This is a genomic window from Variovorax sp. Soil_C_39, from assembly GCF_057656815.1.
Genome location: NZ_JBDGJQ010000010.1, coordinates 121996 through 136335, shown reverse-complemented (window position 1 = coordinate 136335; position 14340 = coordinate 121996). Strand labels below are relative to the sequence as shown.

Here is a 14340-nt window from a genome sequence, read left to right as displayed (position 1 = left end):
GACGCGGCGTGGCGGCGGTTATTCGCGCGTCACGCGCAGCAGCTCGGCGCGCGAGGTGATGCCGGTCTCGACCAGCCGTTCGCCGTCGTCGCGCATCGAGCGCAACCCGCCGCGCGTGCCGGCCTCGAAGAGCTGGCTCTCGGCGGCCTTGCCGTGGATGAGCGCCTGCACTTCGTCGTTGGCCACGAGCAGCTCGAAGATGCCGGTGCGGCCCTGGTAGCCGGTCTGGCCGCAGACGTCGCAGCCGGTACCTGCGCAGGTGGTGCAGAGCTTGCGCACGAGGCGCTGCGCGAGCACGCCGAGCAGCGACGAGCTCAGCAGGAAGGGCTCCACGCCCATGTCGGTCAGGCGCGTGACGGCGCTGACCGAATCGTTGGTGTGCAGTGTCGCGAGCACGAGGTGGCCGGTGAGCGAGGCCTGGATGGCGATCTGCGCGGTCTCGAAGTCGCGGATCTCGCCGATCATGATCACGTCGGGGTCCTGCCGCAGGATCGCGCGCAGGGCCTTGGCGAAGGTGAGTTCGATCTTGGCGTTGATCTGCGTCTGGCCCACGCCCGGCAGTTCGTATTCGATCGGGTCTTCGACCGTCATGATGTTGCTGCGCCCGGCGTCGAGCCGCGCCAGCGCCGCGTACAGCGTGGTGGTCTTGCCCGAGCCCGTGGGGCCGGTGACGAGGATGATGCCGTGCGGCTGCGCAATGAGCCGCTCGAAGCGATCGAGCGTGTCGCCCTGCATGCCGACCGATTCGAGCGTGAGCTTGGATTCGGTCTTGTCGAGCAGCCGCAGCACTGCGCGTTCGCCGTGCGCGCTCGGCAGCGTGGAGACGCGCACGTCGACCGCGCGCGTGCCGATGCGCAGCGAGATGCGGCCGTCCTGCGGCAGCCGCTTCTCGGAGATGTCGAGGTCGGCCATGATCTTCAGGCGCGAGATCAGCGCCGCATGCAGCGCGCGGTTGGGCTGAACCACCTCGCGCAGCGTGCCGTCGATGCGAAAGCGCACGGACGAGGTGCGCTCGTACGGCTCGATGTGGATGTCGCTCGCGCCGTCGCGTGCGGCCTGCGTGAGCAGGGCGTTGAGCATGCGGATGATCGGCGCGTCGCCCGCGCTCTCGAGCAGGTCTTCGACCGCGGGCAGCTCCTGCATCATGCGCGAGAGATCGGCGTCGCTCTGCACTTCGCTCACCACCGCGGCGGCGCTCGATTCGCCCTGCGCGTAGGCGGCGCTGATGCGCTGTGCGAGCGGGCCGGGGTCGAGCACCTCGAAGGCATGCACGCCGTACTTGCGCGTGACCTCGCCGAGCGCGCTGCGCGAAGGCAGGCGCGACATCCAGAGCGTGTAGCGGCCGTCGTCGGTTTCCTCGAGCAGCAGTTGCTGGCTGCGGGCGAACGCGTAGGGCAGGGGATGGCGCATGGCGGTGGTCGGCTTCAGGGCAGTTCCCGCGCGGTGCTCGGATCGGCCGTGGGCGGCAGTGCGCCGCGCAGCGGGCTGGGGCGCAGGGTGCGGGTGTCTGACGGCGGGGCGGGCGGGGGAATGAGCTGCGTGCCCATCATGCGGTCGCTGCGGTTGCCGCTCTCGCTCTGGCGAGCCGCCGCGCGCGGCAGCGGCGCCTCGGGCAGCACGGGCGCGGCGTCGACGCCGCGCAGCATGATGTTGTCGGTGCTGGGCTGGGCGCGCTGTTGCATGCCGCGGATCTCGTCGTAGCGGTCGTAGGCGAACGCTTCGCTCGATGCCCCGTCGCGCATGACCACCGGCCGCAGGAACATCATGAGGTTGCTCTTGACGCGCGAACGAACCTCGTTCTTGAACAGGTTGCCGAACACCGGGATGTCGCCTGCCAACGGCACCTTCTCGATCGTGTTTCTGTAGTCGTCCGACAGCAGTCCGCCGAGCATGATGAGGCCGCCGTCTTCGACCAGCACGCTCGATTCGATCGCGCGCTTGTTGGTGGTGGGGCCGTTGGGGTTGTTGATGGTGTTTCCGGCGACCGTGGAAATCTCCTGGAAGATGGTCATCTTCACGGTGCCGTTCTCGTTGATCGTCGGGCGCACGCGCAGCGTGAGGCCCACGTCCTTGCGCTCGACCGTGGTGAACGGGTTGATGCCCACCGAGCCCGAGGTGCTCGCGTACTGGCCCGTGACGAAGGGCACGTTCTGGCCGATGACGATCTTGGCCTCTTCGTTGTCGAGCGTGAGCAGGTTGGGCGTCGAGAGCACGTTGGCGTCGCCGTCGCTGTTGAAGAAGTTCGCGATGGCCCCGAGGATGTACTGCCCGCCGATCTTGCCGGCGATGCCGAGGTTCAGGCCCGACGACGGCCGGATGTTGGCCACGTCGCGCGTGGCCAGCGCCTGCGTGAGCGCGAGGATGTTGGCGCTGGCCAGGCTCGAATTGGTGCCGATGACCGCGTTGTTGCCGAGCGCGCTCTGCCACTGCACGCCGAAGTTGGCGGCCTTGTCGGCGCTGACCTCGACGATCAGCGCCTCGATCATGACCTGCGCGCGCCGGCCGTCTAGCTTGTCGATCACCGCGCGCATCTGTCGGTACTGCGGCTCGGGCGCGGTGATGATCAGCGAGTTGGTCGACGGGTCGGCCTGGATCTGGCCGCCGGTCGAGGGTTGGTTGGCATTGTTGAGCGGCGCGTTGGCGGCCGGCGAACCGCTCTGGCCATTGAGGCCGACCGACATGGACATGGCCTGCGGCATGTTCGCTTGCGCCTGCGGTGTGCTCGCGGCCCCGCCGGCAGCGCCCGGGGCGCCGGGCATGCCGGGCATCTGGTTGGCGGCCATGGCTGCACGCAGCGTGGCCGCGAGGCGCACCGCGTCGGCATTCTTCAGGTAGACCACGTAGATGTTGCCGGCCGCGCCGTTGCTGCTTTCGGCCGGCGGGCGGTCGAGCTTCTCGACCAGCGTGCGCACCAGCGCCGTCCGGGCGCGATTCGCCGCGCGCAGGATGAGCGAGTTGCTGCGCGGATCGGCCAGCAGCGTGGTGCGGAACGAGGTATCAGCCCTGCCCGGCGCAGCGGCGCCCGGTGCACCCGAGCCGCTGCCGTCGACCAGCCGCGTGATCAGCGGCAGCATGTCGGTGGCGATCGAATGCTTGAGCGGAATCACTTCGATGTCGGACGCGTCGGGCACGTCGAGCGCCGCAATGATGCGCGCGAGCCGGCGCATGTTGCCCGCGTAGTCGGTGATCACGAGCGAGTTGTTGCCCGGGTTCACGTTGATCGTGTTGTTAGGCGGAATCAACGGCCGCAGCACCGGCAGCAGGCTGTTCGGCGATTCGTGGTTAAGCCTGAAGATCTGCGTGACGATCTGGCTGTCGGCCACCGAGGCGCCGGGCGTGGCGGTGCTGACGCTCTGGGTCTGCAGCTTGGCTTCGGCCTCGGGCACGATCTTGTAGAGCCCTTCGGCCTCAACGATCGCGAAGCCCTGCAGGCGCAGCGCCGAGGCGAACTGGTTGAACGCCGCCGCCGGTGCGATGGCGCGGTCGGTGACGAGGTTCATCGTGCCCTTGACGCGCGGGTCGACCACCACGTCGCGGCCCGTGACCACCGCCATGGTGCGCGCCACGGCCTCGATGTCGGCGTTCGCGAAATTGAGCGTGATGGGTTCGCCGCGCCGCGGCGCGCCGCCGGTCGCCTGCGCGAAGGCGGGCGGCACGGCCTGCACGAGGGTGGCAGCGATCAGCATCTGCGCGGCGAGTGCAACGATGCCGAGCGTGGTCGGAGGCTTCTTCATGGTCAACCCAGGGTGATGATCGAACGCGCGTTGTCGCGGCGTCCGATGATGTTCAACAAATTGGAGAGCGCGTCTTCGCGCCCCGCAGCAGCGCTCGCTTCGCCGTTGAAGCGGAAGGCCGTGCCGTTCCAGCTGCCGCTGCCGTTGAGCTGCAGGCTGCCTTCGCGCGTGTTCAGCAGCAGCGTGGGCCGGTTGCCGCCCTCGAGCGTGATCCGGTAGCTGCCCATCGGCTTGAGGGTAGACAGGCTTGATGAAACGTCGGTGGCATCGAGCGTGGCCTGGCCGGCAATGCGCAGCACCAGCCCGTCCCACTGCATGGCGAGCCCGCGCGTGGAGAGGTCGAGCGTGCCTTCGAGCCTGAGCGTGTTCCACGGTGCGCCGAGCCCGGTCAGAAGGCTCGCAGGCCAGCGCGAGCTGCCGTCGCCCCATTGGAGCTGCAGGCCGTTGGTGCGCGGGCTGGCCCTGAGCTGCAGCGGCCGGGCGGCGCAGCAGGGCAGGTCGAGCGCGGCGGACAGGCCGCCCCAGCCCGGGCGCATGCGCCAGTTGAGCAGGCCAGGCAGCGAAACCGCTTCGGCGCCGCCCGCGCCACTTGCGAGCACCACGGCCGCGGTGCCGTTCCAGACCGTGCCACGTGCATTGACCAGCAGCAGACGGCCTTGGCTCCAGTTCGACAGCCCCGCGGCGAGCCAGCGTGCGGGCGCGAACAGCACGAGCGCGACCAGCGCGCCGATCACGAGGCCGAGCAGGGCCCAGCGCCAGCCGCGTCGCGGCGCCGGTTCAGAAAGTGGAGAGCGCTTCAGCATGCGATCGGTTCACCAAGCCTGGCTCATCGGGCGGCGGGCAGCGCCATCACGAAGGTGCCTTCCCAGCGCACGGCCGGAGTCGCGGGTTCATTCTTGCCGGCGGCCGGCGGCGCGGCGGCAGCGCGCGTGAGATGGGCTTCGCGCGGCACCGCATGGGCATTGCCACGCGCCTGCGTGAGCCACTGCGCGACAGCATCGGCGGGTGCGGCGCGCAGCGTGATCGTGGCTGCCCCGTCGCCGCTCGCGGTCATGAGCTGGGCATTGCCGCCGAGGCTCTGGCGCACGGAGGTTTCGAGCGCGCGCAGCGCGTCGTCGCGCGTGAGGCGCGGCTGAGCCTGCAGTGCCTTGGCACGCGCCTGCAGGCTCGCCATCTGTTGCAGCTGTGCGTCGAGCTTCGCGTGCTCGGTGCGCGCTGCCGCCAAGGTGCGCAGCGCGGGGGCCAGGGCGATCCACCACAGCAGCGCCAGCGCGACGAGCGCAGCCGCGATGGCCACCATGCGCCGCTCGCGCTGTTCGAGTGCGGCCCACCGCGCGCGGAGTTGTTCGCTGGCGTTCATCGCGTCCCCTCGGCCTGCACCAGCAGGAGATCGCCTTCGGCGCGTACGCTGTAGCCGCGTGGGCCCAGGGTGCCCGACAGGCGCGTGAGTTCGGACGGCTGCAGCGCCAGGCCGCGCAGGCGCAGCTGGCCGGCACTGAAGTCGATGGCGGTGGGAATGCGGCCCGGCGGCAGGTTGCCCGCGAGCGCGCCGATCATCGGTTCGAGATCGCTGCCGGCGACGTCGCCCACGGCCTGCTGCAGGGCCGCGACCTCGCGCGCCATCTGCAACGGTGCGTCGACCACGAGTTTCACGGACGGGAAGGTCTGGGTCAGCATGGTGTTCACGGCCTGGCGCTTGGCGTCGAGCGCCTGCCGCTCCTTCCAGGCCCAGGCGTTGAGGCCGATCAACTGGACCAGCAGCAGCGCAGCGGCGCCCCAGCGCGCGGCGCGAAATTCGGGCGCGTGGCGCAGCGTCTGGAGCAGCGACGCGAATTTCTTGCCGGCGCGTGCGCGGCCGGTGGCGGCGAGGTCGAACTGCGCGAGCTCCCAAGGCGAGCGCGCAGCCTGGAGCCAGCGCTGCGGCGCCTGCACGATCGGCAGCCGGCGCTCGAGCAGATGCTCGGCAGCTTCTGCGACGGCGGGCTCGGCGGTGATCACGGCCGTGTCGAGCGGGACGGTGCCCGAGAGCGCGAGGCCGGCGCCCGCGAGCGGCAGCGAGACCACGCCGTCGGCGTCGCACACGGTGAGCATCGGTGCGTCGGCCTCGCCGGTGACCTGCAGCAGTGGCGGGGCATCGGGCGGCTGCGGCGTGAATTCGGGAACGATGCGCACCACGCGCCGGCCTGCGGATTCGAGGCCCTGCACGAGCGTGCGCAGCCAGATGCGGTTGCAGGCCGCGACCCAGACCGGCACGCCGGCCTTGGCCTCGGGCTCGAGCGCGAAGTGCAGGGCTTCGGGTTCATCGAGCAGGCGCTCTTCGAGCAGGCCGTCGAGTACCGCGCGCAGTTTGGATGCGCTTCCCATGCTGCCCTTGGGCAGCGTGACGCGATGCCACGAAAGCGCTGCGGCGGGAACGCCGAGCGTGACTTCGGCGCCGGCAGGCAGCAGCGCGCGCAGTGCGCGGCCATGGTTGCGCAATGCGATGCCGTCATCGCCCGCCTGGGCCCAGTCGTACTCGCCCGCGGCATCCGCCGGGGCGAGGGGGGCAATGAGCAGCAGCGGTGTCATTTCGAATTCGGAAGGGCGGGTGATTGTAGGGTCGGGCGTCCTGAAAGCGCTATTTTTTCGATAGCTAGTAACCCAGGTGCGGCGCGCGTTGGAAGATTAATCAATGCAAGAGAATCGATGAAAAACCCGCCTCAGGTTTTGGCCGGCGGCGTCGCGGCAAGGCCGGCACCGCGGTGGCGCCAAATGGTCTTGACGGTGATGCCGTCGCGCTGCAGCAGCGAACGCTCGTCGACCCAGGTGCGGTCGATGCGCAGCCGGCCGTAGACCTCGAAGAACTGGGTGCTCACGCTGTGCTGGGCGGCATTGAACTGCGAACCACCATTCGGCAGCGCGCGGTTGGCATCGGTGATCTGCCGAAAGAACGCGAGTGTGCGCTTCTCGACCACCTGGCGCGCGTCGCTGATGCTCAGCGATGGCAGGCTGGCGCTGATGGCCTCGGCACTCGCGGTGTTGATGTTGAGCGGCGTGCGCACCGGCAGCACGGTGACGTAGGGCTCGAGCGCGGCCACTGTCGAGGGCGAAAGGCCGAGCCATACGAGCTGCGACATTTCCTGCGGCATCAACGGTGCCGCGCCGCCGCCGGCACCGTCGCCTGCCGCATCGGAGGCGGTGGCCATCGTGCGCAGCAGCGAGGCAGTCATTGCGCTGAGTTCGGAGGCCGGCAGGCCGAGGATGTTGAACAGTTTGGTGAAGGTCGCGACGCTGGCCGGCACCGGCTTGTTGCCGTCGACCAGCGACAGGATGTTGAGCTTGGACTGCGCATCGACGATGCGGCCCGAAAGAAAGGCGTCGGGCAGTCCTTCGAGGTTGTCGCTTGCCACGTTCTTCTCGGCCGACAGAAAGCTCGTGAGCCGCGCCTCGGCGAGGGGCACAGCCCAGGGCTCGGCCAGGTGATCGGGGCCGCCAGTCATGCCGTCTTCGCGCAGGATGAGGCGCGACCAGTCGAGCGCGCCGACCAGCACCCATGCGGCTTGCACGCGGCCACGCTCGGCGGCCTCGACCTCGGAGGCGCGCCATTGCTGCCACAGCGCCGCGGCCGAGAAGGTCGCGACGAGCATCACGGTGAGCATGGCCGCGAGCAGTGCGGCGCCACGCTGCTGCCGAGGGCGCGCGAGCCTGGGCGATGTGCTCATGACCTTGGCGCTCCCACGGTGGGCTTGACCCAGTCGCGCGTGAGCATGCCCGCGAGCCCGTCGCCCGGCGAGAGGTTGAGCACCAGGCGCACGCCGTCCGGCATGTTCACCGTGGCGCGCAGCGGATTGGCAGGGTTGGATGGGGTGGGTGGAGCGGTTGGGAGCGCGCCGGCGGGCGCCCAGACGTTCTCGCGAAAGTAGTAGAGCTGCCAGCTGTCGACCGGCATGAGCGCAACCTCGCCGCCGGCCGCCGCGCCACCATCCTGCGCCCACGAGGCCGCCATGTTCCAGGCCTGCTGCCACTCGCCGCGTGTGGAGAAAGGCGGCGATTGCCAGCGTCGCCAGCGCGTGCCGTCGGCGCCGCTGCGCAGCGTCCAGGCCACCACCAGCACCACGGGTGCGGCCTCGTCGCCGCCGCGACGCGTGAGCCGGAGCACGCGGCCGTTCCAGTCGATGGGGCGCGTCTGCGCGAGCGCGGTGACCGCGTCGAGGTCGGCGCTCCATTGCGCCAGTGTGGTTTGCAGCGTGAGCACCGCATCGGCACGCTGCTGGTTCAGGGTGGTGGCGCGCGACATGCCGTCGAGCCCGCGCCAGCTCACGAGCGCCAGCAGCGCCATGACCGCGATGGCCACCAGCAGTTCGATCAGCGTGAAGCCGCAAGGGCCTTGTCGGCGCGCGAAACGGTCGGACATCAGAAGCGGCCCACCACGGTCGAGACGCGCAGCACTGGCGCATCGGCCTCGTCGCGCACCTGCACGTCGACGCGCCGGAAGTTCGGATTGAGCGTGGCGATGGTGGCGGTGGTGACGTTGAACGAGACGCCGGCCTGCACGCAGATCGAACCCGAATCGCCCACTGGCGGCATCTGCCGCGCGAGCCGCACCTTGGCGAGTTCGTTCTCGGCACAGATGTCGGCCAGCAGCAGGTCGGATTGGCGCTGGGCATTGCGCGTGAGCGACATCGTGGCCTGTGAACCCGCCGCGAGCGCCAGCGCGACGATGCCGAGTGCGATCAACACTTCGATCAGCGTGAATCCGCAACAGTGGCGGGCGCGCCGCGCGGGGGTCAATGGTGCACCCTTGGCGCTGCGCGCCTTCCCGCCAGGCGCGAGCGAGCTTGCTCGGGGGCGGCCCGGCGCGGCGCTCATGGCGTGGACACCGTGAAGGGGCGCAGGCCGTCCGTCGCAATGCGCAGCGAGCGCGCTGGCGGTCCTTCGGCCTGCAGCAGGATCTGCTGGGCCGCGATGATCGGATCGGGCCCCAGTTGAACCGCAGCGATGGGAGCACCGTTCGCCAGCGCGGCCCGGGCGCTGATGCCGCTGGTGATCCAGCCGCCGGGCAGCGCATCGGGCGGCAGGCCCTCGAACACGAAATTGCCGCCCTCGACGAGGCGCCAGCGCACCGCGACGCCGCTCGCGCGCGACTGGGCGCGGGCCGACTCGAGCAGCGCGGCCAGCCGGTCGGCTTCGCGGTCGAGCTGGGCAGCGCTGCTGTCGCGCATCGCGAAGCTCACGCCTGCCGTGGCGACCGCGATGATGGCGATCACCACGATGAGCTCGAGCAGCGTGAAGCCGCTGCGGCGCCTATTGCCAGCTGCCGATGTCGGCATTCTTGCCCTCGCCGCCGGCCTGGCCATCGGCACCGAGGGAGAGCACGTCGATCTCGCCCTTGATGCCCGGATTCATGTACTGATAGGAATGGCCCCAGGGATCGTTCGGCAGCTTCTCGACATAAGGCTTCCAGTTCGGTGCCGCGGGGCCGGCCGTGGGCCGCACGAGCAGCGATTGCAGGCCCTGTTCGGCCGTGGGATAGCGCTGGTTGTCGAGGCGGTAGAGCTTCAGCGCCTGCATCAGGTTGTTGATGTCGGTGCGGGCGGCGGTCACGCGGGCATCATCGGCCCGCTCGATCACGTTCGGCACGATCAGCGCGGCCAGCACGCCGATGATGACCAGCACCACCATCAGCTCGATCAGCGTGAAGCCGCGTTGGGCGGTGCGGATGGTCTCGTGAAGGATTTTTTTCATATCGGGAAGAACATGTTTCGGAAGGCCCGCTGCATGATAATCCGCGGCCATGACAAGTCCCTATTCCGCTGCGCGCTGGCATGCTCCGGTCGCCACTACGGGCCTCTGGGCATTGGCCGCTGGCGCGGCCGTGTTCTGGGGACTCCGGCTCGCGAGCCCGGCCGAACCCGTGGCCGCAGCGGCGACCCTGCCGCGTGCGGCGGTCTCTGCCGACGCCGATGCGATCGCACGGCTGTTCGGTGCGCTTCCGGCGGAGCAGATGGCGCCCGAGGCCCCCGCGGCGGCGAGCCGCTTCGCACTTTCGGGCGTGGTGGCGGATCCGTCCAATCAGGGTGCTGCCCTCATCTCGATCGACGGCAAGCCGCCGCGCCCGTTCCGCGTCGGTTCGCGCGTCGGCGACAGCTACGTGCTGCAGTCGGTGGATGTGCGTGCCGCGACGCTCGGCGCGCAGGCGGACGGGCCGGCGGCGTTCACGCTGCAACTGCCCGTGCGTGCGCCGATCGCCGTCGGAAGCGCTCCAGCAGTGATTCCGCCTGCGCCGGCAGGTTTGCCGATGGCGCAAACACCGCCAGTCCAGCCAGCATCGCCGGAACAGGCGCCGGTGGGTCTGCTGCCCGCTACCATGCCGGCGGTCATGGCGCCGCCGCCTGGGCAGCAACAACAGCAACAGCCCGCGCAATAGCCGACCGGACCGGCGACTGGCTCAGGCCTGCAGGAACAGGCGGTACGCAGGGTTCGCGGTTTCTTCCACCCAGGGATAGCCCAGCGTTTCGAGGAACGCTTCGAACGCCGCGGCGTCGCTCGCCGGCACCTGCAGGCCCACGAGGATGCGGCCGTAGTCGGCGCCCTGGTTGCGGTAGTGGAACAGGCTGATGTTCCAGTTCGGCCGCATCAGGCTCAGAAACTTGAGCAGCGCGCCCGGTCGCTCCGGAAAGATGAAACGCAGCAGGCGCTCGTCGTGCGCGAGGCCGGTGCGGCCGCCCACCATGTGCCGCAGGTGTTCCTTTGCGAGTTCGTCGTGCGTGAGGTCGAGCGCGTCGAATCCGTGGGCATTGAAGGTCTGCGCGATCGTGGCCGACTCGCCGCGCGTGGACGTCGTCAGCCCCACGAACACATGGGCCTTCGCGGCATCGCTGATGCGGTAGTTGAACTCCGTCACGTTGCGCAGCGTGCCGCCGGCTGAACCTGTTTGCGGCGACGCGCCAGCCGGCATTTCTCCGACGAGTTCGCAGAACCGGCGGAAGCTGCCGCGCTCTTCGGGAATCGTGACGGCGAACAGCGCCTCGCGCTCTTCGCCGACCTCGGCGCGCTCGGCCACGAAGCGCAGCCGGTCGAAGTTCATGTTGGCGCCGCACAGGATCGCCGCATAGGTCTCGCCGTGGCGGCCCTGTTCGGCCACGTACTGCTTGATTGCCGCCACCGCGAGTGCACCGGCCGGCTCGACGATGCTGCGCGTGTCGACGAAGATGTCCTTGATGGCGGCGCACACGGCATCGGTGTCGACCGCGATGTAGTCGTCGACGAGGTTGCTTGCGATGCGGAAGGTTTCCTCGCCCACGAGCTTGACCGCCGTGCCGTCCGAGAACAGCCCGACGTCGGGCAGGCTCACGCGCTGGTGCGCCGCGACCGATTGCATCATTGCGTCGGAATCGTTCATCTGCACGCCGATCACCTTGATCTCGGGACGCAATGCCTTGATGTAGTTGGCCACGCCAGAGATCAGGCCGCCGCCGCCGATCGCAACGAACACGGCGTCGAGTCTGCCCTGGTGCTGGCGCAGGATCTCCATCGCGATCGTGCCCTGTCCCGCGATCACATCGGGATCGTCGAAGGGATGCACGAAGGTGAGATTTTGCTGCGCCTGCAGTTCGAGCGCATGCAGATAGGCGTCGGAATAGCTGTCGCCATGCAACACCACTTCGCCGCCGAAGCCACGCACTGCATCTATCTTGAGACGCGGCGTGGTGACGGGCATCACCACCATCGCACGCGTGCCGAGCTTGCGCGCCCCCAGCGCCACGCCTTGTGCATGGTTGCCGGCCGACGCACAGATCACGCCGCGCGCAAGCTGCTCTGGCGTGAGGTTCGCCATCTTGTTGTAGGCACCGCGCAGCTTGAAGCTGAAGACCGGTTGCTGGTCTTCGCGCTTGAGCAACACCGTGTTGTCGAGCCTCTCACTGAGTGCGTTGGCTTTCTCGAGTGCAGACTCGACTGCTACATCGTAAACGCGGGCATTCAGGATTTTTCTGAGATAGTCGGCGGGCGTCAGCGCCGCAGGTACATCGCGCACGTTATTTCCACGGGAGTTCTAAATTGATAACGCATCATCATAAGAGGCATCGAGATTGCTTACGGATATGACATGGACACAAATGTCATAAATATCTCTTTTAGAGCCTCTGCCGCTAACGATTCAGGTTTTTTTGAACGAGCCTATCCCGCGATCCATACGTCCGCCGTTCGGTTAACAGATGAGCAAAATTTGTTATCAGTTCTTGTCAGTGACCTTTCTAGAGGGTTAATGCAAGCAGAAGCCGCGCGTGTGCAGCGAGGCGAAATCGGACGTCCCACCTGGCAGGTGATGGGCAACAGATTGAATGCCCACATCCTTCCGCTGTTGGGTTCGGTGCGCGCGCAAGACTTCTCGACGGCGGATGCACAACGCCTGATCGATCACCTCGGCGAGCAAGGCTTCACGAGCACGACGATTGCGCAGTACCTCGTGCTGTTGCGGAAGGTCGTGGTGCATGGCGTGAGCACGGGTGTGCTTCGCGCGGCACCGCTGTTTCCAAAGGTCAAGGTGCGCAGTCAGCCGCGTGGCAGCTTCAGCGTGGCGGAGTACCGCGCGGTGGTTGCCGCTGCGCGCAAGTTGCGTGGGCTGCCGCATCCCGTGCTCGACGAGCTCGGCGCGGGCGATCGTTTCTGGATTGCACGGGAGTTGCTCGTCATGCCGGAGGAACTGCCGTGGCTGATTCGCTGGATGGTCAATACCTTCGTGCGTCCGAGCGACATCAAGCTCATGAAGCACAAGCACATCGAGGTCGTACGCGGCAAGCATGTCTATCTGCGCATGAACCTGCCGGAAACCAAGCGGCACAGTCAGCCCATCGTGAGCTTGCGTCCCGCAGTACGGGTTTACGAATGTCTGCTTGCCCGCCGGCGCAAGGAGGGCACTGCGGCGCCCGATGACTACATCTTCATGCCGCACCTGAAGAACCGTGAGCACGCATTGGCGGTGCTCAACTTTTTGTTCCATTGGGCCCTCAAGGTCAAAGGCCTCGAGAAGGGACCACTGGGCCAATCGAGGACGCTCTATTGCTTGCGTCACACCGCGATCACGTTGCGGTTGCTCTATGGACAAGGCATCGACATGCTGACCTTGGCGCGAAATGCGCGCACAAGCGTAAACATGGTCGAACGTTTCTACGCTTCGGTGCTGAGCGGAGAAATGAATGTGGGGCTGCTGCAAAGCAGGCGCAGCCGGGCAAATTGAGGAAAGCCAAAAAGCCGCCCGGCTTGCGCAGGGCGGCTTGACACTGAATCGACGTGAACTGGCGAAAGCCAGCATGGCGTCAGGTCGCGATCAGAAGGCGTGGCGGATGCCGAAGTCGTAGCCGGTCGAGCTCTTCGGGGTGAAGATGTCGTTGGTGACAAACGCCGGGCCGCCCACCGTGAGGGCGGCGCCGTCCTTGTTGTTCAAGCGGGCAATCGTTGCGTACAGCGCAGTGCGCTTCGACAGGTTGTGCACGTAGCCGAGTGCCAGCTTGTTTGCCTTGGGATCCGCCTTGTTCGAGAACGGGTCGTTGCTTTGCAGCTTGTATTTCACGCCCGAGTACGAAGCGCGGATCAGGCCGGCACCCACGGGAACCGTCACGCCGATCAGCCAACCGTTGAGCTTGTCGGTGGTGGTCGAGGCAACGACGTTCGGAAGAACGCTGTCGCTGAAGTTGCCGGCGTTGGCAAAGAAGCTGCTGTCGAAATCGGTCTTCTTGTTGGAACGCGACAGTTGGCCGAAGAGCTTCGCTGGGCCGAAGTCGTACGAAGCACCAAGATTCATGGTGTTCAGCTTGTCCGTCGTGCCGGCGTAGTAGTCGTCACCGACAGTCGCGCTGCCCACGGAGAACGCGACGTCCAGAGGACCGTTGGCATAGCCGAAGCGCGTGCCGACATAGCGGCCGGTGCGCGAGTTGTTCAAAGTCGCGGGGTCGATAGCACCCTTGGTCTGCTCGTGGAAGCCGTACTGCAGCTGACCGTAGAAGCCACCCAGGTTCGGCGGCAGGAAGTAGCCAATGCTGTTGCTGTTGCGCGTTGGGTTGCCGAACGAGCCGGCGGCCGTCTGGATGACGCTGGCGCCGACGCCGACGGTACCGAACGGATCGAACACGGTGTGGTTCCAGAACGTCGGCGCGTAGTCACGGCCGAGGCGGATTTCACCGAAACCACCCGACAGGCTCACGGTGGAGCGGCGAGCGAAGGTTGCGACACCTTCCGAACCGTCGTCGTTCTTGATTGGGGCTTCGAGCCAGAAGCTGGCAGCCAGGCCACCACCGAGGTCTTCAGTGCCACGGAAACCCAGACGGCTGCTGTTGTAGGCGCCGGTGGACAGCCCGCGGCTGCTGGTCTTGACGCTGCCACGATTCACGAAGGCCGGGTTGTACGCGACCGGGTAGCCGAACGCGTTGTACGTGAAGCCATCGCGCTGATCGCTCGCGCTGTTCGAATAGCTGCTGATCGAAGCGTCGACCACGCCGAACAGGGTGACGGACGACTGAGCCGAGGCAACACCGGCAACAGCCAGGGCAGCCAGAGCAACTGCCCTTTTCGAGGCGAAAAGCTGCCATTTCGAGGCGAACAGCTGCCCTTCGAACGAAAAACTAGAGTG

Annotated in this window: 14 protein-coding genes; 2 read left to right on the top strand and 12 right to left on the bottom strand. The window is 67.5% G+C overall.

The features are described from left to right. Positions 1–18 precede the first annotated feature (18 nt). From AC3A6J_RS22615 to gspG, 10 genes are all read right to left on the bottom strand, one after another. Positions 19–1410 carry a GspE/PulE family protein gene (locus AC3A6J_RS22615; RefSeq protein ID WP_487862243.1) on the bottom strand — a complete coding sequence of 464 codons (1392 nt, stop codon included), beginning with the start codon at positions 1408–1410 and terminating at the stop codon, positions 19–21. 14 nt (positions 1411–1424) lie between these two features. Continuing rightward, a complete protein-coding gene (gspD, locus tag AC3A6J_RS22610) occupies positions 1425–3734 on the bottom strand; it encodes a type II secretion system secretin GspD (protein ID WP_487862242.1) in 2310 nt (769 codons plus the stop codon). Positions 3735–3736: 2 nt separating this feature from the next. Then, on the bottom strand, positions 3737–4537 hold the full coding sequence (gene gspN, locus AC3A6J_RS22605; RefSeq protein WP_487862241.1) for a type II secretion system protein N: 801 nt from the start codon (positions 4535–4537) through the stop codon (positions 3737–3739). A gap of 23 nt (positions 4538–4560) precedes the next feature. Next, positions 4561–5094, bottom strand: coding sequence for a type II secretion system protein M (locus AC3A6J_RS22600; protein WP_487862240.1), 534 nt, complete (start codon positions 5092–5094; stop codon positions 4561–4563). Further along, complete coding sequence (gene gspL / locus AC3A6J_RS22595; RefSeq protein ID WP_487862239.1) at positions 5091–6302, bottom strand: type II secretion system protein GspL; 1212 nt, start codon at positions 6300–6302, stop codon at positions 5091–5093. Before gspL ends, AC3A6J_RS22600 begins: the two co-directional genes overlap by 4 nt. A 131-nt stretch (positions 6303–6433) precedes the next feature. After that, positions 6434–7435: a type II secretion system minor pseudopilin GspK gene (gene gspK, locus AC3A6J_RS22590; RefSeq protein WP_487862238.1), complete on the bottom strand. Its 1002-nt coding sequence runs from the start codon at positions 7433–7435 to the stop codon at positions 6434–6436. Then, positions 7432–8127 carry a PulJ/GspJ family protein gene (locus AC3A6J_RS22585; protein ID WP_487862237.1) on the bottom strand — a complete coding sequence of 232 codons (696 nt, stop codon included), beginning with the start codon at positions 8125–8127 and terminating at the stop codon, positions 7432–7434. Before AC3A6J_RS22585 ends, gspK begins: the two co-directional genes overlap by 4 nt. Continuing rightward, on the bottom strand, positions 8127–8582 hold the full coding sequence (gene gspI / locus AC3A6J_RS22580; RefSeq protein ID WP_487862236.1) for a type II secretion system minor pseudopilin GspI: 456 nt from the start codon (positions 8580–8582) through the stop codon (positions 8127–8129). The genes AC3A6J_RS22585 and gspI overlap by 1 nt, the downstream gene beginning before the upstream one ends. After that, on the bottom strand, positions 8579–9043 hold the full coding sequence (locus tag AC3A6J_RS22575; protein ID WP_487862235.1) for a prepilin-type N-terminal cleavage/methylation domain-containing protein: 465 nt from the start codon (positions 9041–9043) through the stop codon (positions 8579–8581). The genes gspI and AC3A6J_RS22575 overlap by 4 nt, the downstream gene beginning before the upstream one ends. Next, positions 9018–9458, bottom strand: coding sequence for a type II secretion system major pseudopilin GspG (gene gspG / locus AC3A6J_RS22570; RefSeq protein ID WP_487862234.1), 441 nt, complete (start codon positions 9456–9458; stop codon positions 9018–9020). Before gspG ends, AC3A6J_RS22575 begins: the two co-directional genes overlap by 26 nt. A 49-nt stretch (positions 9459–9507) precedes the next feature. Between gspG and AC3A6J_RS22565 the strand changes: the two genes are divergently transcribed. Beyond that, positions 9508–10140 carry a type II secretion system protein N gene (locus tag AC3A6J_RS22565; RefSeq protein ID WP_487862233.1) on the top strand — a complete coding sequence of 211 codons (633 nt, stop codon included), beginning with the start codon at positions 9508–9510 and terminating at the stop codon, positions 10138–10140. Between the two features lie 21 nt (positions 10141–10161). Here AC3A6J_RS22565 and ilvA read toward each other — a convergent pair whose 3' ends face one another. After that, entirely contained in the window at positions 10162–11748 is a 1587-nt protein-coding gene (gene ilvA / locus AC3A6J_RS22560; protein ID WP_487862232.1) for a threonine ammonia-lyase, biosynthetic, read from the bottom strand. A gap of 231 nt (positions 11749–11979) precedes the next feature. On the opposite strand from ilvA, the gene AC3A6J_RS22555 reads away from it, so the two are divergent. Beyond that, positions 11980–12951 carry a hypothetical protein gene (locus tag AC3A6J_RS22555; RefSeq protein ID WP_487862231.1) on the top strand — a complete coding sequence of 324 codons (972 nt, stop codon included), beginning with the start codon at positions 11980–11982 and terminating at the stop codon, positions 12949–12951. A gap of 90 nt (positions 12952–13041) precedes the next feature. Here AC3A6J_RS22555 and AC3A6J_RS22550 read toward each other — a convergent pair whose 3' ends face one another. Further along, positions 13042–14265 carry a porin gene (locus AC3A6J_RS22550; protein WP_487862305.1) on the bottom strand — a complete coding sequence of 408 codons (1224 nt, stop codon included), beginning with the start codon at positions 14263–14265 and terminating at the stop codon, positions 13042–13044. Positions 14266–14340: the final 75 nt, after the last annotated feature.